The 19,320-nt window shown below is 46.5% G+C and carries 19 protein-coding genes, 1 pseudogene and 1 riboswitch; of the genes and pseudogenes, 6 read left to right on the top strand and 14 right to left on the bottom strand.

Annotation, left to right across the window (positions count from 1 at the left end; genetic code table 11):
- Positions 1–312: 312 nt before the first annotated feature.
- The gene (locus ON05_RS33640) at positions 313–882 is read left to right on the top strand and encodes a pentapeptide repeat-containing protein (protein WP_010478945.1); all 570 of its coding nucleotides are present in this window, start codon (positions 313–315) and stop codon (positions 880–882) included.
- Between the two features lie 457 nt (positions 883–1,339).
- Here ON05_RS33640 and ON05_RS33635 read toward each other — a convergent pair whose 3' ends face one another.
- Positions 1,340–2,692: an ISKra4-like element ISAcas1 family transposase gene (locus tag ON05_RS33635; protein ID WP_010478944.1), complete on the bottom strand. Its 1,353-nt coding sequence runs from the start codon at positions 2,690–2,692 to the stop codon at positions 1,340–1,342.
- 191 nt (positions 2,693–2,883) lie between these two features.
- On the opposite strand from ON05_RS33635, the gene ON05_RS33630 reads away from it, so the two are divergent.
- Positions 2,884–3,207 (top strand): hypothetical protein, encoded by a 324-nt coding sequence (locus ON05_RS33630; RefSeq protein ID WP_010478943.1) that lies wholly within the window; start codon positions 2,884–2,886, stop codon positions 3,205–3,207.
- A 934-nt stretch (positions 3,208–4,141) separates the two neighbouring features.
- On the opposite strand, the gene ON05_RS33625 is transcribed toward ON05_RS33630, so the two are convergent.
- Positions 4,142–4,417, bottom strand: a complete 276-nt coding sequence (locus ON05_RS33625; RefSeq protein ID WP_010478942.1) for a hypothetical protein — start codon at positions 4,415–4,417, stop codon at positions 4,142–4,144.
- Positions 4,410–5,015, bottom strand: coding sequence for a ParA family protein (locus tag ON05_RS33620; protein ID WP_010478941.1), 606 nt, complete (start codon positions 5,013–5,015; stop codon positions 4,410–4,412). The genes ON05_RS33625 and ON05_RS33620 overlap by 8 nt, the downstream gene beginning before the upstream one ends.
- A gap of 1,228 nt (positions 5,016–6,243) precedes the next feature.
- Between ON05_RS33620 and istA the strand changes: the two are divergent.
- The 3 genes and pseudogenes from istA to ON05_RS38880 form a co-directional block, all read left to right on the top strand.
- A pseudogene (gene istA / locus ON05_RS38885) lies at positions 6,244–7,732 on the top strand (IS21 family transposase); the annotation flags it as partial.
- Positions 7,733–7,840: 108 nt separating this feature from the next.
- Positions 7,841–8,551 (top strand): IS21-like element helper ATPase IstB, encoded by a 711-nt coding sequence (istB, locus tag ON05_RS33610; RefSeq protein ID WP_262562641.1) that lies wholly within the window; start codon positions 7,841–7,843, stop codon positions 8,549–8,551.
- A 219-nt stretch (positions 8,552–8,770) separates the two neighbouring features.
- Positions 8,771–9,100 (top strand): S24 family peptidase, encoded by a 330-nt coding sequence (locus ON05_RS38880; RefSeq protein WP_050857527.1) that lies wholly within the window; start codon positions 8,771–8,773, stop codon positions 9,098–9,100.
- 409 nt (positions 9,101–9,509) lie between these two features.
- Here the strand turns inward: ON05_RS38880 and ON05_RS33600 are convergent, their stop codons facing one another.
- A complete protein-coding gene (locus ON05_RS33600; RefSeq protein ID WP_010478800.1) occupies positions 9,510–10,160 on the bottom strand; it encodes a hypothetical protein in 651 nt (216 codons plus the stop codon).
- Positions 10,161–10,473: 313 nt separating this feature from the next.
- Entirely contained in the window at positions 10,474–11,115 is a 642-nt protein-coding gene (locus ON05_RS33595; RefSeq protein WP_010478803.1) for a Crp/Fnr family transcriptional regulator, read from the bottom strand.
- Between the two features lie 393 nt (positions 11,116–11,508).
- Between ON05_RS33595 and ON05_RS33590 the strand changes: the two genes are divergently transcribed.
- A complete protein-coding gene (locus ON05_RS33590; protein WP_010478805.1) occupies positions 11,509–12,297 on the top strand; it encodes a PD-(D/E)XK nuclease family protein in 789 nt (262 codons plus the stop codon).
- Between the two features lie 84 nt (positions 12,298–12,381).
- Positions 12,382–12,475, bottom strand: a riboswitch (cyclic di-GMP riboswitch).
- Positions 12,476–12,910: 435 nt separating this feature from the next.
- Here the strand turns inward: ON05_RS33590 and ON05_RS33585 are convergent.
- The 9 genes from ON05_RS33585 to ON05_RS33545 form a co-directional block, all read right to left on the bottom strand.
- A complete protein-coding gene (locus tag ON05_RS33585; protein ID WP_010478807.1) occupies positions 12,911–13,258 on the bottom strand; it encodes a hypothetical protein in 348 nt (115 codons plus the stop codon).
- A gap of 15 nt (positions 13,259–13,273) precedes the next feature.
- On the bottom strand, positions 13,274–14,044 hold the full coding sequence (locus ON05_RS33580) for a DUF5131 family protein (RefSeq protein ID WP_010478808.1): 771 nt from the start codon (positions 14,042–14,044) through the stop codon (positions 13,274–13,276).
- Positions 14,034–14,483: an ASCH domain-containing protein gene (locus ON05_RS33575; protein ID WP_010478811.1), complete on the bottom strand. Its 450-nt coding sequence runs from the start codon at positions 14,481–14,483 to the stop codon at positions 14,034–14,036. Before ON05_RS33575 ends, ON05_RS33580 begins: the two co-directional genes overlap by 11 nt.
- Positions 14,480–15,112 (bottom strand): MT-A70 family methyltransferase, encoded by a 633-nt coding sequence (locus ON05_RS33570; protein WP_010478812.1) that lies wholly within the window; start codon positions 15,110–15,112, stop codon positions 14,480–14,482. The genes ON05_RS33575 and ON05_RS33570 overlap by 4 nt, the downstream gene beginning before the upstream one ends.
- A gap of 83 nt (positions 15,113–15,195) precedes the next feature.
- Positions 15,196–16,323, bottom strand: a complete 1,128-nt coding sequence (locus ON05_RS33565; protein WP_010478814.1) for a hypothetical protein — start codon at positions 16,321–16,323, stop codon at positions 15,196–15,198.
- 151 nt (positions 16,324–16,474) lie between these two features.
- Entirely contained in the window at positions 16,475–17,827 is a 1,353-nt protein-coding gene (dcm, locus tag ON05_RS33560) for a DNA (cytosine-5-)-methyltransferase (RefSeq protein ID WP_010478816.1), read from the bottom strand.
- A 2-nt stretch (positions 17,828–17,829) separates the two neighbouring features.
- Entirely contained in the window at positions 17,830–17,991 is a 162-nt protein-coding gene (locus ON05_RS33555) for a hypothetical protein (RefSeq protein WP_175307272.1), read from the bottom strand.
- An 11-nt stretch (positions 17,992–18,002) separates the two neighbouring features.
- On the bottom strand, positions 18,003–19,052 hold the full coding sequence (locus ON05_RS33550; RefSeq protein WP_010478818.1) for a phosphoadenosine phosphosulfate reductase family protein: 1,050 nt from the start codon (positions 19,050–19,052) through the stop codon (positions 18,003–18,005).
- Between the two features lie 10 nt (positions 19,053–19,062).
- A complete protein-coding gene (locus ON05_RS33545; RefSeq protein WP_175307273.1) occupies positions 19,063–19,278 on the bottom strand; it encodes a hypothetical protein in 216 nt (71 codons plus the stop codon).
- Positions 19,279–19,320 lie beyond the last annotated feature (42 nt).

Below are 19,320 nucleotides of genomic sequence, written 5' to 3'. Positions count from 1 at the left end.
TGTTATATTATGTAATGGCTCATAAATCTCAATCACTATTTCAAGGAAGTGTGTACTAGCAAAAAATAAGGTTTTTATCCTCAATATTTTTCTAGAAATTGAATCTAAAAAGCATGTTTTATAATTCAATTGTCCAATTTTATTGCCAAATATAACAATATGTTTATCTTTTAGATCTATTTTTTGCATTGAGAGTAAAATAATATTATTATCATTTTTGTGTTCACTAAATTTACACTTATCTGATGTTTTTAGTTCTATTTATTATTAATCGGCTTTTTAATACTAATACATTTTTTCTTAGAGTATTCTATGCTAAATCTTGACTTATTTCATCGATATAGTATTGGAAATAGAGATTTTAGGGATATTAATTGTAGTGAAAAACAAATATCTGGACAAGATCTTAGTAACTCTGATTTTTCTAATGCTGATTTCACAAAAACTATACTTTCCAAAGTAACTTTTAATTCTACGAATTTCACTCATTCAATTTTCTATTCGTCAAATATATATGAAGTTGCCTTTATGTATTCTAATTTTACTGAAGTAAATTTTTATAAATCAAAATTTATGCAGATAAATTTTAGCAATGCAACATTAGAAAGGTCTAATGCAAATGAAATAATCGCTACTCAATGTGATTTTAGAAATGTGATAATGAATGGCACTACTCTTGTTAAATCCGCCTTTGGAAGTTGTAATTTTACTGGGGCAAATTTATCAAATTGTGATTTTCGTGGATCTCAGCTAGCATATTGTGATTTTGAGGGAGCAAATCTAAGTGGTGCAAATTTAACTGGCGTTATCCTAGATAACACAAATCTCAATGCTGCTATCATGAGACAAGTAACTATGCCTGATGGTAGACTTCATAACTAATAATTGGTTCTTTCGGATTTTGGGCTTGTGCCGAGATAGACCATTTTTTTCTCACAGGATCGGCAGAAGCTATATATAGCTATACTTTTGGCAACTCAAAACACAGAATATATACTTTGCAACAACACGATCCTACAAAAAATTACGCTGAAAGCTTTTCACAGTAATACTTCCAGACCAATAAGCCAACCAAAGCCCACCTGTAAATTTTTCCGGGTTTTCTTACTCTGCAATGGTTTAAGGGAACCAGAGCTGTTTCCATTGGCCATTAAGCTCCACAGTTTTCAGTATGGCTAAAGCTCGACTACCTCTATCAGACCAGCTCATTCCCTTATTCTTCTGACGGTAATTTCCAAAATTCACGGCCTCTAGTGTCCTACCGTTCAACCAAGAACGAAGTGGGGCTAGGAGCCATGAAACATGAGAGCGTTAATATCCTATATGGAAAAGCTAATTTTTAAGCAGCTTTATCTTCTTCAGGCAGTACCAAATCAAGCCACTTTTCATCCCATTCATTACTGATCATACTGGCTCTGATTTGCAAGACATTGTGGGCACCATCCCGAGTCCATTGCATCTTCTGCTTCTTTTTGTGTCGAGCATTAATGATGGTGTCAATATGAGATTCTGCGACCTGGCTAGTATAGGCTAACCCTGCTTTCTCTCGTTCATCATAATTGACAAGATAATCACGGTTATTCTTCAAATAATCGTGCAAGCTTGTGAGCTTTGTTTGCTTCTTGTCATCTGAGATATTATCTCGAAGCAGAGCAATCTTCCGCAGAGCGTCATCTACCTTGCCATGCCATAAACTCCACTTTGTACTGTCGAGAGACTTTGTGAAGGTCTCACCCAGCGCATTGCTGACATTCTTGAATTTCTTGCCAATGTGAAACCAGTCCAAGACTAACTCTAAGGACTTGCAGTGAGGCTCCAGAGCTAAGATAACGGACCAACAGTTGTGTGCGCCATCGGCCAAAGCGGTAACCTTGGTCTCTTGGGTCATTCCTTGTTTAAGGGCTGCATGATGCAGGTAGGTTTTGATGGTTTGCAACTCATCGTCTAAGGCGGAAACAACACAAGTCTTATCCGTAATCTGGCGATGGTGTTGATCCACCACTTCAATCGCACTCGGACGATAGACGATGCCAGATAGAGCTTCAAAACTGCGTTTGTCTTTATCTTTGGTCGGAATGTGACCCCCATCAACTTGTACAATCAGCTCTGGGGCAGCTGGAGCACATTCATCACTGATGGGAGGCGTTTTGTTCTCCTCAGATAAGCGCTCGCCAATTTGGTCAGTGATCTTTTTGATCTGGACGTGGTTATTTACAGTACGACGTTGGGCATTTTGTCTTTCCAAATTGTCTTCGGCTTCTCGATAGCTATGTAAGGCACCATTCTCACATTGCAGTTTCACTAAATCTGGATGAGTATCTGTGCCAAAGACACTGATTGTTGTGGGAGAGCTTTGCCAACGACAATCTGGATTCTTGCACCGATGTTTTTGGATACGGAGTTTATGATCGCTGAAGACAGCATGGAAGGTAGAGGATTGAAAACCAAGCTTGCCTATTTTCTCCCCGCATTTGATACACTGCTTGAATCCAGGATCGATGAGGGTAGATTGTTCAGCTAACAGAGCACTTTGAACTTTGGAAAGCAGCGAGATTTGTTCTTCGTGACGCAATCCTAGATCTAATATGGATTCTGGTTGCTTGATATCATAAATTTTTAGAGTGTCTCGCTTAACAACTTCCTGAGTGGTAACTGAAACTTTCTCCACAATCACTCTAAATTCGTAGTCCATCTCTCACCGTTACTTTCAAATCCCTGCAAGAGATAGAGTAACATGAAAAATATAGAAAATATAGGATATTAACGCTTACTATGATCCATCAACGCTGGGGACGAAAGGTAGCGTGGACATGAAAACGTTTATAGACTTTTGGAACGGCACTCTTTTGTTGCCTGAGTAGTCCTAGTAAGGAGAATATCGAGATGAAAAAACAGTTCAGTATCTTAAGCATTGATAAGGGTAATTTGACAGAGAACCCGAATGTACAAGACCTTAATTTAAAAGTGCAAGTTGATGAGAATATAAGGTTTTTTTCAGTACAAATATCTGAAGATTCAAAATTTGGGTTCGAGGGAGGTACACTTTCAATTTCTAAAGAGCTAGAAAAAATAACTTGGGAATATTCCATCAACACAAGAGATTTTCACATTTTAATATTTGATTTTAACGAAGGGAAAGAAATTGATTTTCCTGTTGAATTCAAGTGTTGGGAATGTCCACCTGGTTTCGAGAGGGAAGCGGAATAGATTATTGTGCTTTATATTCAATTAGCTGGGTTTTCCCAAGGCTTACTGATAATAAATAGTCTGGAATGCTTGGATAAGCTTCATTTTATGTTGAAATGATAGATCGGAAAGTGTCAGATATGGTTAGCCAAACTCTCTAAAATTGTCATAATCCCCCCTAAATGTTGTCTTCATTGTTGTTAAGCAGCCTGGAATAATTCCTGGAGTTCACTCACACCTTTCATGAACTTCTTTCTTCGATCAGATATTGACACGAATTCTGGGCTTTGTTCAGATCTGGCCGAAAATGGATAACACTCGCATGACAAAATAGGCCATTTTTAGAAATGGAGAGTGATCAAAACCGGAGGAATTACGCAGCCACAAGCATTTCCTCCACTGGTCCTACTCGGGGGTACCATTCTGAAGTGGTCTGCTTTCTACCCCCCTGAATCAAATCTCCGATGTACCCCAAACCCCAATTCCAAGTTTTGGCGACAACTACAGTCTGGTCCTCAGAATGTCCTCGAACAAGCAGGCAAATATTACACTAAATCATCAAAAGCTATAGACCTTTGAGATCCGCTCAAAACAATATACGGTAAAGCTTTGATGCTTGGATAGGAATTAAATTCCCCGATCTTATATAGTGATCTGCAAGTGCAGAGTCAGTGGTGCAATTTATGTCGCGTTTCTCTCAAACTTCCGACATCCCGCCTGTCCGCCTCATTGAGTTTGGCAAGGAAAAGTCGGAAGGGAGCACGGTTCCTGTGTGGCCAGCGGTGGGGAATCTGAGATCGCATAGCTGATAATACTATTATTAGTGAGTTTCGGGGAAACCTCAATCTCACGGGTACCTGGAATTCATATATTGCTCAACCGATTAACTGCTCTACTACTCAATTGATTGAGCAGTTAACCACTTGACTGGAAAACCAGCTAATTGCTTGAGTACTCAATCAGTATTCAAAAAATCAACTAGTAGCTCCTCAATCAGGTCTGATAAATCACGATCACCTTCTTGAAGTAATCTTTGCCGTATCTTCATAACAGTATCCTTGCGGAGGTAGACACCCACTTGGGAAAAGTCAGGATTGGACCTTTTACCCTGCGGTCGTGCTTTACGATTGCTAATCGGTTTCTGCTCGGTACTGTTTTCACTTTTCGAGTCAGCCTCGGAAATTTCCCCAAGCTTTGTAAACATATTGTTTTGTGCTTCTCTTTTAGGCATGATATTTATCGATTTCCTTCCCTAATTTCTTGTAATCACTCCAGGCGATTTTGGCATTTGGATCGCCACTGTCGTAGACAGGAACTCCTTGTAAAGCAGCTTTTTCGTATGCCGTATAAGTACGTATCTGAGTTTTGAACAGTGTTAACCCCTTTTCGGTGATATTTGACCTAGCATCAGCGATGGTTCTTTTCTTCCTAACATCGCAAAGAGTTAGGAGTACTCGACAGTTGTCCAGAGTTTCTAATGCAGCGGCTGTCTGGTAAATGGCTTCCATAGCCATCGCGTTGGGAGAAGTTGGCAAAACCAAAATATCGCACCCTTCCGCAATAGTAGAGATTTCTTCTAAAGTTGGCCTAGCCTGAGTATCAATGACTATATGATCTGAGCCTTGCGAATGTTTAGCAGCTCCTGAATAATCACAGACCTTAAATGGAAACTGACCCCTATTTCCCCATTTTGTCGCAGACTTATTTGGATCTCCATCTATCAATAGAGTTTTAGGCTTTCCTTTCTTTTGGGACAAGTAGAAAGCAAGGTGAATAGCCGTTGTGGTTTTAGCTACTCCTCCTTTAAATGAACAAAGTGAAATAATCATGTTTGGTTTGTCATCTGATTCGATGGAACATTAGTTGAGTGGTTGAGCAGCTAATCGATTGAGTGATTGACCGGATAAGCCTTTTTAGTAAGATATTTTTTTGCCAACTGGCTGCAAACCTAATTTTGTCGTCTAACGGTTAACTGGTCTAGTGGTTAATTAATAGTTTAGTTGAGTAGTCTAGTGGTTGATTGATTGAGTGGTTAAGCGGTCAACTAATAAATTCTACTCTCTCGTGATTGTATATGCTAACTGTGTTTTTGTAATCCAGTGACCTCTGTATGTAATGAGATGCAATTAATATGCATATTTCTTTATCAGTTGAGTGGTTAACTGATTGAGTGATTGAGTGAATAGCTGAAAGTTTCGCTTAGATTATAGCTGCTCAACTGAACTAGTGATTGAGCGGTTGAGCGGTTGATTAGTTGAGTAGTTTAGCGATTGAGTGATTATATGATTTACTTTCTGTTTCGGCTAGGAAACAACCACTCTACTGAACTAATGGTTAACTGATTGAGTGGTTAAGCGATCAACTGGTATTTTTTAGCTCCCGTGATTGCATCCGATAGCTGTGTTTATACAATCCTGAGACCTCAATATGCAATGGGATGATAATGATTTACTCAGTGATTGAGCGGTTGATTAGTTAACTGGTTGAGTAATTGAGTGACTATCTGAAGCCTTCGTATAGAGGATAAGTGCTCAACTGAACTATCGGTTGAGCGATTAACTGATTGAGTAGTATATCGATTGAGTGGTTGAGTAATAGGTTAAACGTATCTGCCAAGAAAAAGCTGCTCAATTGAACTATCGGTTGATCGATTTAGTGGTTAATTAGTTGAGCGATTGAGTAGTTGACTGAAAGATGTTTTGCTACAAGATATACCGCTTATGCCGAGTTCAGAATAGGAAACATCCGTGCTATCCTCTTATAGTACATATATATTACTACAATGCTCATTTGCTCAGTTCATTCTGTCGCTTGGGCAGGTTCTCTTTGTCTGCCCTTACTTGTTGAACCTGTATCAGCGGGGTTCCCGTCCCCTGCGGATGATTATTAGATGACAATCAAGGTTGGCGGATGACGGTCAACCAAGCGACAACCTTATTGGCGTGTTGAAGAATATCCCACAAACCCACACACACATCCCTTCAACTCGCTTGGTATTTACCCGTCTGACTCCATAAAAAAGACACTAGTCCCTCCTCATAAGATGGAGCACGCCTAGTGTCTGGAAAAACAATTGATGTCTATCATAGCCGTGTCTATATGAATGCGCGTGAGCAAGGCTTGAGTCAACCGACCTCAGCCAAGATTGCCGAGATTTCAATTCGTACTGGTCAACGAATTGAAGCTGGAACACACCAACCTAATCGGGGTCGGCCTCAGAAGGGTCGCACAGTCCCAGATCCACTTGCTGAAGTATGGGACAGTGAACTCGAACCCATGCTTTTCAAAGAACCTCGACTCAAAGCAACCACCCTATATGAATATCTCCAGGACAAATATCCGGGGCAATATCCGCAAGTGCGTCGGACCCTCCAACGTCGGGTTCAAAACTGGAAGGTCATGCATGGTCCAACGCCAGAAGTGATGTTTGAGCTACGTCACGAGCCAGGAATGATGGGGCTTTCAGATTTTACGGAACTCAAAGGCATGAAGATTACCATTGCTGGAGAACCCTATGAGCATTTGATCTACCACTACCGTTTAGCCTACAGCGGTTGGCAGTACGCTCAGATCATTGAAGGAGGTGAAAGCTTTGTGGCCCTTTCAGAGGGATTGCAGAATGCTTTGTCTGCCAGTGGTGGTGCGCCCAAGCAGCATCGAACGGATAGTCTCGCAGCCTGCTATCGAAACACGGGGGGCAAACGCAACAAACCATTGACCCGTTTATATGACGAGGTGTGTGGACACTATCATTTGCAGCCGACGCGCAACAATACCGGAATAGCCCATGAGAACGGGGCCATAGAGTCTCCCCATGGTCATCTGAAGAACCGAATTAAGCAGGCCATCTATCTGCGCGGTAGTGCAGAGTTTACCAGTGTGTCTGAGTACCAAGCCCTGATAGACGAGGCCGTTGAGGGATTAAACCGCCAGTGCCAAGCCAAATTTGCTCATGAGCAAACTCATCTGCAACGACTACCGAAATATCGCACCCCTGACTATGAGATCCACACGGTCAAAGTCAGTCGCAATAGCACCATTATGGTCCGCTGCATCCTCTACAGTGTGCCGTCACGCCTCATCGGACGGCGGCTGGAGTTGCACCTGTATCACAACCGCATCGTCGGATATTTTGGCACCCAGCAAGTGGTTGAACTGCGTCGTGTGCGGGTCACTGACCCGAATAAACGTAGAGGGCGCAGCATTGATTATCGTCACGTGATTAGCGGACTCCATCGCAAGCCTCGCGCCTTCTTGCACTGTACCTGGCAGCAAGATCTGTTGCCCAATGCGGAATACAAACAGTTGTGGCAGCAGTTGAAAGCTCAGTTTCCCTTGGATGATGCTGCTCGATTGATAGTAGAAGCCCTTTATATTGCAGCAACTGAGGATAAAGAACGGGCAGTGGCTCAGTATCTCACTGCCGAACTCGCAGCTGGCACCCTTACCCTCCAGCGGTTGAAGCAACAGTTCGCCTTCACTGCCCACCCGGATGTGGCAGAACTTAGCGTTACCCAACACGATTTATCCAGTTATGACCAACTCATCATCCCCTACCCAGCCACGGAAGAGCCGCCTCGCTCAACCCCAGACATCAGATCCGACTCCCTACCAAAGCTTGACTCTCCTGCTCAAGCAGCTGAAACTTGCTCACATGCTCGACCATTGGGAAGCTATCGAGCATCAAGCTACGCAACAACAATGGTCCTATGCCAGATTTTTGCTCGAATTGTGCTATCTAGAAGCCGACCGAAGGACACAGGGGCGCCTCAAAAGAGCCCTCGCCGAAGCCCAGCTTCCAAGCGCAAAAGGTTTTACCAACTTTGAGTTTGACCATTGCCCAGACTTTAATCCGGCCCCGTTAATGCAATTAGTTGAAGATACGGTTTGGCTAGAGCAAGCCCAGAACTGTCTGATCTTCGGGCCAAGTGGAACAGGGAAAACACATTTAGCGATTAGTGTGACCCGTCGCAGCATTGAGCTAGGGAAGCGAGCCAAGTTCTTTGCCGCCACTGCCCTCGTGCAGCTGCTGCAGGATGCCAAATTACAGCTACAGTTGCATCCCTTGCTCAAAAAGCTCGACCGCTATGACCTGCTGGTGCTTGATGATATCGGCTATGTCAAAAAATCAGAGGCGGAAACCTCGGTGCTCTTTGAATTGATTGCCCACCGCTATGAGCGTAAGAGTTTGTTGATTACGGCCAATCAGCCCTTCAGCCAGTGGGATCATATCTTCACAGATTCGATGATGACAGTGGCCGCCATCGATAGGCTCGTTCACCATGGGGTGATCATTGAGGTGCAAGCGGAAAGTTATCGTCGGCAGGCTGCGGCTCAACGGAGCACTAAAGCAACCGCCAAATGACCTCTACAAAAATTTGTGATCGCTAGTTGTCATTTCGATCTGATGTTGTCGTTTTGATCACGAGTTGTCGCGGCATCAAAGCAATGCATACGAGTCATCATGCCTGATGGCTAAGATATCGCATTCCTAATAAGTTGAGTAAGCGCTGTATCCTCGGGTTGAAATTTAGTGTCAATCCGTCAAGTTAGGTTGACGCCACCCGCCAAGTTAGGTTGACATTTGATAGATGATCATTTGCAAAAATCTCTGAACTTGGATGAGGCTTTGATACCCCACCCAGCGGCCACGTTTTTGATGCGGGTTGATGGTGATTCAATGGTAGGCTGTGGAATCTTCTCAGGAGATTTGGTTATTGTTGATCGTTCCCTGAATCGGGGTTTGTGGGGCAATGGAACAATAAACAACGTTAAGCTTGAAAGCTATACAGGCACTGCATTTAGACCTGTGATCGAAGCCAAGAATTTTCTCAAGAAATCGCTGAATTCCACTCTAAGAAAGGCTTACAGGAAAATCAACTTTTTCAGCAATATTCAATTTACCCTCAAATAAGCCAAAATCATTTTAGGGCATAGGTTTCAGTTGATTAGCATGTAATCGTCCGATCAGTTTCATGATCACATTGGGGGTTTTTAGAGTGAAATCTACTCAAAAAGATGCGTATGCCGATTACTCCACTGCAACTTCTGAAAAGCAATGAAATGCTGAATCAGTTGCACAGTATGGCTTTTAAGGAAATAATGTAATGTTAACGGTAGACTCCAAAACTTGAATTTCTTCAAACTCACTTCCAGTAAGTGTTTCAGCGATTCAAGAGGCAGTGAATAGGTAAAAATTGACGTTTGAAAGCCATACCCAGTCTAGGTTATAGCCTTAACGTTGTTTATTGTTCCATTGCCCCACAAACCCCATATTTTGCCCCCAGCCTCCAGAAATCCCGGAGGCCAGGTCTATGGTCTGCCTAGGATTTAGCAGCTTCTTGCTTCATCACATCAGCTAGGGTCACTCGCTTGCTCCCAGTCCGACGCTTACTCCCACCACTAGCCACAGCAGGAGTCGGGTCTTGAGGTACGGCCAACTCATCATCCAGTGGGTCAGGATCAACAGGTGGATCTAGGACCGGGGACTCATCCAAGATGGTCTCCTCATCCTCAGCCATAGGTTCAGCCTCCCCCAGATCAGCCGAAATGTCAGGAGCCAGATCCTCAGCCTCGACTTCAGAAGCCTCCTTAACCGGACTGTCGGCTAGGAATGCCTGAGTCTGGGCCTTGAACCAATCGATAGCCTTATCATGGAGTTCCCAGTGGGCATCAATTCGATCCGTGAGCTGAGTTTTGATTAGCGCTTGGACGAATGCCGTCTCTTGCTGACAGCCCTTGCGGTAGACCGCCACAGTACGTTCCTTGACCTCCTCAAAGATGGGGCCGTGCTTCTGGCTCACTTTGGATAGGCCCCAGGAGCAGAGAGCAGTGAAGTTTTTCCAGCCCTGGATCTCCTTGCGAATGACGAACAGGAAGGCTTTATTTGCAGCTTGACCCACTTGGGTAGCGGCACTGTCGATGACTTCGGTGTGGTCGGCTTGTTGGATCTTGACAGAAGTGATGAGCTTCATAATTTTTGTCCTTTAAGAATGAATAGTGGATAGGGCACGACTGGCAAGTGCAACCGAGTCGGCCATGTTGATATTGAGAAAATGCAAAGGTGGTCTTTGCCTCTTGGGGAATATACCCTCGGGAAAAATCAGGCTCGATTTTGAGCCGTAGTGAGGTGGATTTGGAGAAAAACTTTGGGTGGGAATACCCCACTGCCTAGCCACTAGGGTAGCGTGGATAGCTTGGTGCTACAAGGATGGGGGGATTAGAGTTCCTGATCGATGGAGGGAGGATACTAGGCAGAGCTAATGATTAGTGTGCAGATGCTAAGCATTACTGGAGATCCACAACAGAAGATTCGTGGAGGATGATATGGCGAGTTTTATCGACCGATAGCCATCCTTCCTTTCGCAGTTCACCAAGGATGCGAGTAGCCGTAACACGAGTAGCCCCTATCAGACCTGCAATTTGTTGATGAGTTAATCGAGCACCAATCCGACAGCCATTTGGGACCTGTTCCCCTATTTCCCTTGCCAGCAATAACAGTAATTCCTGAAAGCGTTCGCTCACACGACGATGAAGATTTAGAGCTAATAAAGCCTCAGTTTGCTGGAGTCGTCGATTCAATTGAACTTGAATGCCTTGTGCCAGAACAGGCGACTGCTCCAACTCTTGCTGACTGATACGCATGAGTACGACATCCGTTAACGCAGTCGCTGTATAGGGATAAACTTGAGTCAAGGGCAAACCAAAGGGCATTTCTGGACAAGCCAATCCCAAGATTGCTTCATTCCCCTCACCATCCGATGTATGTAGTTGAACGATTCCTCGACACACGATCCAAATATCGTAGGAATGCAAAACGATGTTGAAACCCCTCTTGTAATCATAGGTTTGTCGTCCTTGATAAACCTCTTCAAGTAACTGCGACCAATGGAAAGAGGAGAGTGCTGGTGAAATCTGTGTTTGTGGCATTGGTGCGTCCTGAGAGCTGGCCCTTACTCAAAAATCTCAACGTTGAGGTTAAATCTAAATTAAGATATATTCTCAATAGAGATATAATTGCTTTTCTTCAGAGCCATGTTCAAGTTCAAACTGAACATTGAGCTATGACCGCTAAAACCTATATTCTACGTATACTAACAATTCTCTCGTGAAGGTGTCGGGGTTATCTCGCATAGTCTCAGTTGAGAAATTTCTCAACTGAAGTATCAACAGAATCCATTGAGATTCACCTATTTTCAAGCACTTGGTAATTCATCAGAAATCACAATATTGAAGTTAATGAGACCATCCACTAATCAGTCATCGCTAAAGGGTGTCAGAGCGTCTTGAACTACGATTGAAATATACCCCCAGTGCAAATCGATGGCTTATCCCCTCTCAGCCACTAAACTCATCACCTACCAGCAATGCCCCAAAGCCTACAACTTCAGATATGAGCGGGGACTCTCTTCACCCTCTGCCTTCGGTTCGCCTGCCTTTGGGATTGCCCTTCACAAAACTCTCGCAGATATCTACAAAGACTGGAATTACGATTACCCCCTCCCTTCCCTCGACTGGTTCGCCGTTTGCTGGCAGGCACATACTGGAGAGCTGAAACCTGCTCAGATTCATGAAGGGTGGATGGCCTTGCGGCTCTATTACGAGAAATACGTTGCCCCACTACCCCAGATCCGTAAACCGCTTGGCGTCGAGGGGAAGATCAAGGCCAGCTTCCAGGTGAACAATATCGAGTTTTCCATCACAGGCCGTTATGACCGCTTAGACTATACCGATAAGGGTCTGGAGCTGATTGATTATAAGACCAGCAAGACGATTGGCCCATCTGATGGAATAGATCTACAGCTGGGATTGTACTTTTTGATTCTGGAGCAGATCTACCCAGAAGCTCTTGAAACCCTGAGTCTGATTTATCTACGGCAGGGGCAGAAAGTTTCGTTGGATGTGACCCCTGACCATCACCAGCAGGTCCGGGAGTTGATCGGGGATATAGCAGTAAGACTCAGAGCAGATGATGAGTGGAAACCGGAAGTTGGTGGGCACTGCAACCACTGTGGATATCAGAAGTACTGTCCCGCGAAGTCCAAGAAGCCAGAGCCATTACCGGAGGGGACGAAGGAAGCGCGGCAGGTTCAATTAGTGTTGGGGATTTGATGCAGCTCTCACGAAAAATTTACCACAACAACAATGCCCTCTACACAGTGGTAGAGGGCATTGTTGAGAAATAAAGAAAGTCCCTTCGACACTAGCAGCATCCATACCCCGTAATGCTTGGACTTTAGGTCTGCTAATCTGCGTCTTACCCTTTCGGTGCAAGTTGCCATTTCGGGGACTTAAACTGAGCTGGCGTGGGGGGTATGACAGCTCAATACATCTACTGTAGCTACCGATGTAATACAAATTAAACCGAAGAATCACTGAAATTTAAGAGATTTTTAGTAGAAAATATCAGTGTTAGCGCGGATTACAATCGAATATCTTTCTTTATTCTAGATATAGACCTGAATCCATCCAATTCGTTAAAAATTAAGTAGGCAATGGGGACGAAGAGGCAGTGGATGCTAGTGGCGAACGTGTTACAAAGCTTAGGGGTTTAGGATTTGTGTGCTTCCCTCAATTGGCTGTGTTGAAAGGTTGGACGCGCGTACTTTGATGATAGCTGAGATAGAACACGAGATTGAGAACAGGATTTTTTCGTCTCCTGTGCTGACAAAATGGGCATGTTTTGTCAATTGTGTTGAATGTATAACAGAGCATTGGTCAATACCTAGCCCAGCAAGAAAACATGCACGAGTTGCTGTGCAAAGGGTATGGGTATCACCCAATGAGCGCATCCCACGATCAGATACGCTTCTGGTTCTCCGGTGAAATAATAATCGAGGCTGACCTTGCATTTATTCACCGAGTCGTAACACTTACAGGACAACTCAAAAAACTTGGTTGGGGCCATTTCCAGATTCACAAAGCCTTCAATGGTAACCTCTACAGACTTGAAGCGTTGGATTTCGATTTTCAAATTTCCCGGCCCAGAGATTTCCAAAGTCTGAGATTCAATGCCGACTTGAGTCTCAGACTTCAGACCTACTCGCCACCCTTCGATTTCGTCACTCTTCATCCACAATCACCTCCCTCACCCGAACTCAGGAAACTCTCTCACCCGAAGATCCTTGGGCCATTCCTCGGTATCCCCACCCTTCGCTGAACGGAGCTTGGGAACCCCCACGGGTTTACTACCGATCTGCTTGATAAACACGGGAATTTCTGCTGATTTACACTGGTCCCGGATGGAGCGAATCCAGTCCACATCACAAGGCCGTGCCCCAGGACCAGACTCACCCCCGGCAATAATCCAATTCGCGGGAAGGGCACCCAGGTCCAAGGGTTCGAGCAGGGGTTCGCAACTCAGAAAGGCACCGCCAATATACTTCCGCAACTTCGCCAGCTTGGGAATGACGACATCGCATTCACGCTGGGTGCAGATGCTATGGCCCAGCCAGACATTGGGCGGTACTCGCCTGAACTGGAGAAACTTAGCCGCGACATCCACCCGCTTGGTCAGTAGCAACCAGATCAGGTTTGGGGTTTTGTCGATAACACCATCAAACAGGTCCAACCGCCAATCAATCAGATCATCCCGGTCCTCGAACACATCGGCCAGGGACGCACAGAAAACGGTTTCAAGAACCCCTCGCTCAGCAGCCTTGCGATTCCATTTATGAGGTTGCTTCCAGTAAGATTCAGAGGTGCGTGATCTGGTTCCATTTTTGCCCCACTTTACGCGATGGTATCGTGTGTCCATTAGGGTTTCGGCATAGCAATTCGCACAGCCGGGACTGTTGTGGGCGCAGCCGATCCAAGAATTGAACGTGTGGTGGGTCCACTCAATTTTGCTATTCTCCATTGGTTAACTCCATCAAAATTTTCAGTACATCGGGCCGAACATCCCGGAGTCCCTGAGACCCTCGATAGGGAATGGGTACACTCAGAGCAACGATGTTCTCTAGCTGCCAAGCAAAGCGTCCCGGTTGCCAATTGCCCACGGCCAACTCCAGTTCGGTTTGTCTGCTGATCAGACTTGAGTCCATTTGGAGACAATCCACTAGATCCGCAATCGCCACGATGCAGCCCAGTGGATAATCCCGTCGCTTGAGAGCCAATTTGCCATTGGTCAGTTCATACACCTGGCTTGCTGCATACTTCCCATCCGGGTCGATATGCCGTTTGGCCGCATGGATTGCCAGCTTGCCCCGGTAGCCAGTGCCCCAAGAGCGAGTCTCAAATTGCTTGAAGTTCAGAGCAATGAAGGTTGCCCAAGGTTGCCAGAGCGTGATGATTTTCATGCCTCCACCTCCGCACCCCAACTCTCCCAGCCAGGACGAGGACACCGGGCAAACAACTCAATCCGCTGCCCGCCGAGAGCATCACCTAGCCGATCCGCCATCTGGTAGAACTCTTCTGGCTTTTGAGAGTGCTGACCAAGGGGAGCCTGGAATGCGGTGGGAATATTAGTCAATCCCAGTGCCATAAAGGTTTTAGCCTTTCCTTTGCGGCCTATAAGAACGTGTTCAGTTGCATTTCGACCGTAATGTCCTACACCGAATCTAATCTTGGACCTGTCTAATGTCGTCTTCACCCACGTATGTATGGCTTTGTACTCAAATCCCCATGCCTCCATAACTCTGAACGCCACTGGCAGATGGTTGTTTGTCGTCCACAACAACAAATATGAATCTGGAGCGGCAATCGAACTCACGGGCATCGCCAAAATTTCCTCGTCGGTCATGGCTGGATAAGGACATCGCCCTCGGTGCTTTTTTTCACTTTCTCTCAGGTGATATAACCACGGCGGATCAGCCACAATCAGGGAGAAGGCACCCACGGGAAGGGGTGGAGTGTTCGGAACAAGGTTGAGCGTGATAGCAAGCTTCTGCTGCCCACGCTTGTCGGTCGGTGCATACATGGTTTTCATGGGTGATTCCAATGATGAATAAGGTTGTCATGGGGAGAGTGGCAGCACTCACAGACGACCGCTCTCTGTCTGGTCAAAGTAATTCAAACTAGCGAGAGCTGCTTGACCTTCCCGGTTGCCTCTTGCCAGGTCTGCTCAAAGTAATTCGGTCGATGCACCTTGTTCTGGATAAAGCCAGGGGCCGCAACCCAGAACCCTTCACAGGTCAGGGACTCGTTGGGCTTTCTGTGATACTCGTAAGCTCTGATATAGGTCGGGTCTGAGGTATCGCAAGCACAGCCGTGTTGCTTGGCAATCACACTGACCTGCTCATCGGCTGCACGGCGAGGCATCGGCTTAGACACTCTCATGACTCGCCTACTGATCTGCTTGCCTTGATAAATGCGCTCGACTCGGTAAACAGCCCAATCAATTGAGTCCAGGTGATTCACGGCCAACTCTCTGACGGACTGGGGGGCAACCTCCCAGGCAGAGCGACTGGCAAACAGCTTCATCCGAGGGTTGAGAGCAAGCGCCGCAGCTTCCAAGACCAGGGCATACAGGCCCGCTTCTGGTTCAGCTTCCCAGCGCTGGCCTGCCTGTTCTGGCTTGCAGAAGGGACAGAACACACAGGCTGACTTGAGCCAATCAGCCCCAGTTTTCTCGCGGATATAGTTGATGCAAGTCTCCCTGTCCCAGCCCCATTCCTGCAAAGGGAATCGATATTCTGAACCCATGCATGGATACTCAGCACATTTAGTTGAGCGCTTCTCTTCTCCTTTGCAATAGCCCAGGTAAGGACCGATGGCCTCACCAGAGAGATGATCGGTTATCCAGCTATCGATAACGACACCTTTGAACTTCATCGCGCAAGTATGGGCACCACTCACAGGTTGGCTTGTGCCTGCAATTCTCAGGGAATGGCCGAGAGTGTAATCGCCTTCGATATGGCAAATCTGGGGGTTTCGAGTGTCGCTCAAGACGGTGTAGCCATCTCGTTTAGAATGGCCCGCCTTGGCGACCTGGACAAAGCGGATCTGGCGCTGTCGCAGTAATGGCAAGATGTGAGTCTCGACCAGACTCTTGGTGGATTGATGTTCGTTGCCTGTCTGAGCGGTTATCAGCAGCAGTTCGTCAAAGCTATTAAATGGTCGGCTTTTGGGTTCGTAAATCCAGGAAAGCAAAATTGCCGTTGAGTCAACGCCAAGCCCCAAATTAAGTACGTGAATCATGGGTGACTCCTTAAGGCATCACTAAGGAAGAAATAAAGAAACATGCCGAAGTAGAGGGACTGCCAGAGCAGCCACCAGAGAAAGATGTAGCTATTCATAACTGCCTCCTGAGTTTTCAGAATCTCGCTGGATTCTGAAATGATTAGTGGTTTCAAAAATGTGGGGATGACAGGGAATCAAGGCAACGAGTCAGAATCATCTGCATTACTGGTGGGGTGACAGCATTACCAAGCTGCTTGACCCTCTCTCGTTTATTTCCCAAAACTTTGTAATCTTGAGCGAAAGCCATTGCTGCCTGGATTTCATGGGGCTGAAGCATACGGAAATAGCAATCTTCAACAGAGATGGAATGATCCGGTTGCACCAGAGCATGACGATCCGCAGCAGTAATAGTGGGAATGGCAGCATCCATCCCACAGACCTGAGCTGAGCCACTGTAATAACTGGTCAGAAACGGTTGCACCAGCGAATTATGGTCAACTGTGGTGATTGTGGGCAGTGGGTCACGGATGCTAGCAGCCTGCGCCCCGGTGTAGTTCCGCACAATAAACGGTGTTGCCAAGGCCATTGTTTGGCGGGCCGTCTGGGTGGGTAGAATTCCATCCACACTCCGAACCCGATTACTCGTGTCTTTGCCGTAAGCTGTTTCCACCAACACTGGAGAGCAGAACTTCTGCAGTCCTTTACGAATTCTTTCCAGGGTCGCTGACTTCAGGGGCCTTTTACGATCCCCCACCTTTGTACTGGGATAACTCCAATCAATCACGGTATAGGCTGGGGTAAAGTATGGCTCCACCACCTGAGCACAACTGGGACAGCGGTATACATATTGATTGCGCTTGCCGTAGCGCCCCCACTTCTTAAATGGGTTTTTCCAGGACTGAATAGCCTCGACTTCACCGCATTGGGAGCAGTGGGCCAGCGGGGTAAAGCTGAGGTTAGGTTTGGGGTTGTTTCTCCTCCAGAAGACGATGTACACCCGGTCTCTACTTTGAGGTGCTTCAGCAAACATGCTGTTGAAGAAAATCGCCTCATGGTCATACCCCAAGGTATGCATGGCATTGAGCCAGCTATCGAACAAGATCCAGTGGCGCACCTCGACCACATTCTCGACAACGACAAAGTTGTACTGATGAACCTCCGAAAATCTGACGACATCCCAGAGCGTGGCCCTTGACCTCTCTGCCTCCGGGTCAATGGTTTGGGGGTTGAACAAGTCCATTTGGCCCAAGTTCTTGCGCTTTTTCCCTTTAGCTAAACTATGATTTGTACACTCAGGGCTGGTAATCAAAATGTCAGTACTTGGATAGCGGCGAGGGTCGCAAGCACTGATGTCTGTGCAATCATGGGCAGTATCGGGGAAGTTGGTATTGTGGGTTTCCACCGCTTTATCCCAATGGTTAATCGCCATGACGATCTCGCATCCTGCTTGGGAAGCACCACTGCTCGAACCACCGCAACCGCAAAACTGATCAGTGACGGTGATGTAAGATTTCTTCTTCATGGCTAAGCTCCCAAACGATTACATTCCCGGCAGAATCCTTTACTATCGAGCCTTGAGGGTCTGTGCCACTCGCCACAGGCACGGCATTGTTGCTTGGCTTTGGGGCTAAGACCTCGCTTGATGGCCTGGAAAATGCGATGCAAAAAGCTGTGTTCTGATTTCATGTCTAATCTCCTTAAGTCGGTCCTGCATCCTCCCCAAATGCCCCCGCAGGCAGGGTCCAGGTATCTGGGTCAACGAGGATGGGCAGTGTATAGTCTTGGCTGAGGGCTAACCGGAGCTGGTCAGGGTTCTGGTGGATGGCCTCATAGACTTTGCCCCTAGCCGCCATCTCTGGTATAGAAAGCTTGTTGTCGAGGGTGTGCTGAAACGCTTGCTCGTACTGGTGCAGCCGCTCTGAACGCTCTGGCGAGATGGCCGCATTGGAAGCCCACTGGTTAGGTGAGCCGAAGATACAGAATTGGCAGCTCAGCCGACCCCAGCCCAGGTAATAGGCAGGATGGGCTTGCACTCCCCAACGCTGGATTGTTTCCCAAACTTGCTCTGAAGAATAAGCATGGACCGGACGCCAGTGGTCAATATGCCGTCTGAGTTTGGGGCTGTCCCGCCGATCAGTCCGGTGAGGCTCAAAACTCTGATACTTGGCCCTAGCTGCACTCTCTTGTGCCCGCTCCCCTGTAACCACCAGAGTTCGGGAATGATTGAACCGAGATTGGTTGGCAATGGCGGTGCTGAGAACATCAATCTTCAGATACGAAGAACACCAACGGGTCTTAAGGTCCGCAACTTTGGCAGGAAACTTGCAACGAGTTCCAGGCTTGCCTTGCCCTCCAGAGACCTGCTCACCATCAGGCGTCTGGAAGTGAGTGGGTGCCTTGGGTTGGTTGTCGCGGCACATTTCTCGTTCTAGACCACCCTCCAGCCAGCTCATGTAAATCGGAAGGTCGAAGGCTTGGGCAAACTTTCGGCTGTAGCTTTCCGTGATAGGCCAATCGAACAAAGTGGAGATTTGGGAATTGACTGGAGTATTGCTTAGACCATCGACAAGGTGATGATGCAATTCAATCCTGCCCTTGGGTACGCCTAATTCCAGTAGTCGAAGCAGACAACAGATCGAATCCTTACCACCAGAGAACGCAACCAAGATACGGTCATAGGTGGACAGATCGGGGAGCGTCGAAACACCGGGCACCTGGAGGGGCAAGACCATTTGGGTGGCGCTCATGATCCTGCCCCTAACAACACAACTTGAGTCGAACAGCGGGGCGTAAATCTGTGATTTTGACTGTGGTGAAGTTCTTACTCCACTCCCCGGATTTGTCCTTGGCAATCATCAGAACGTGCTGTCTGGAGACTGTTGAGAACACCTTGAGACGGGTGCCGTTTTGTCTTCTGAGCGTCCCGAGGAAGTACACCAGATGATGCTGAGGCGAGTACACTAAATTGCTCATGGGATTTTCCTCCAATATTCAATTGGCTAATTGGGGTTGTGG

The sequence above is a fragment of the Acaryochloris sp. CCMEE 5410 genome, assembly GCF_000238775.2.
Classification (GTDB): Bacteria; Cyanobacteriota; Cyanobacteriia; order Thermosynechococcales; family Thermosynechococcaceae; genus Acaryochloris.
Note: the sequence above shows the minus strand (reverse complement) of the source record. Positions and strands in the feature narration are given on the sequence as shown.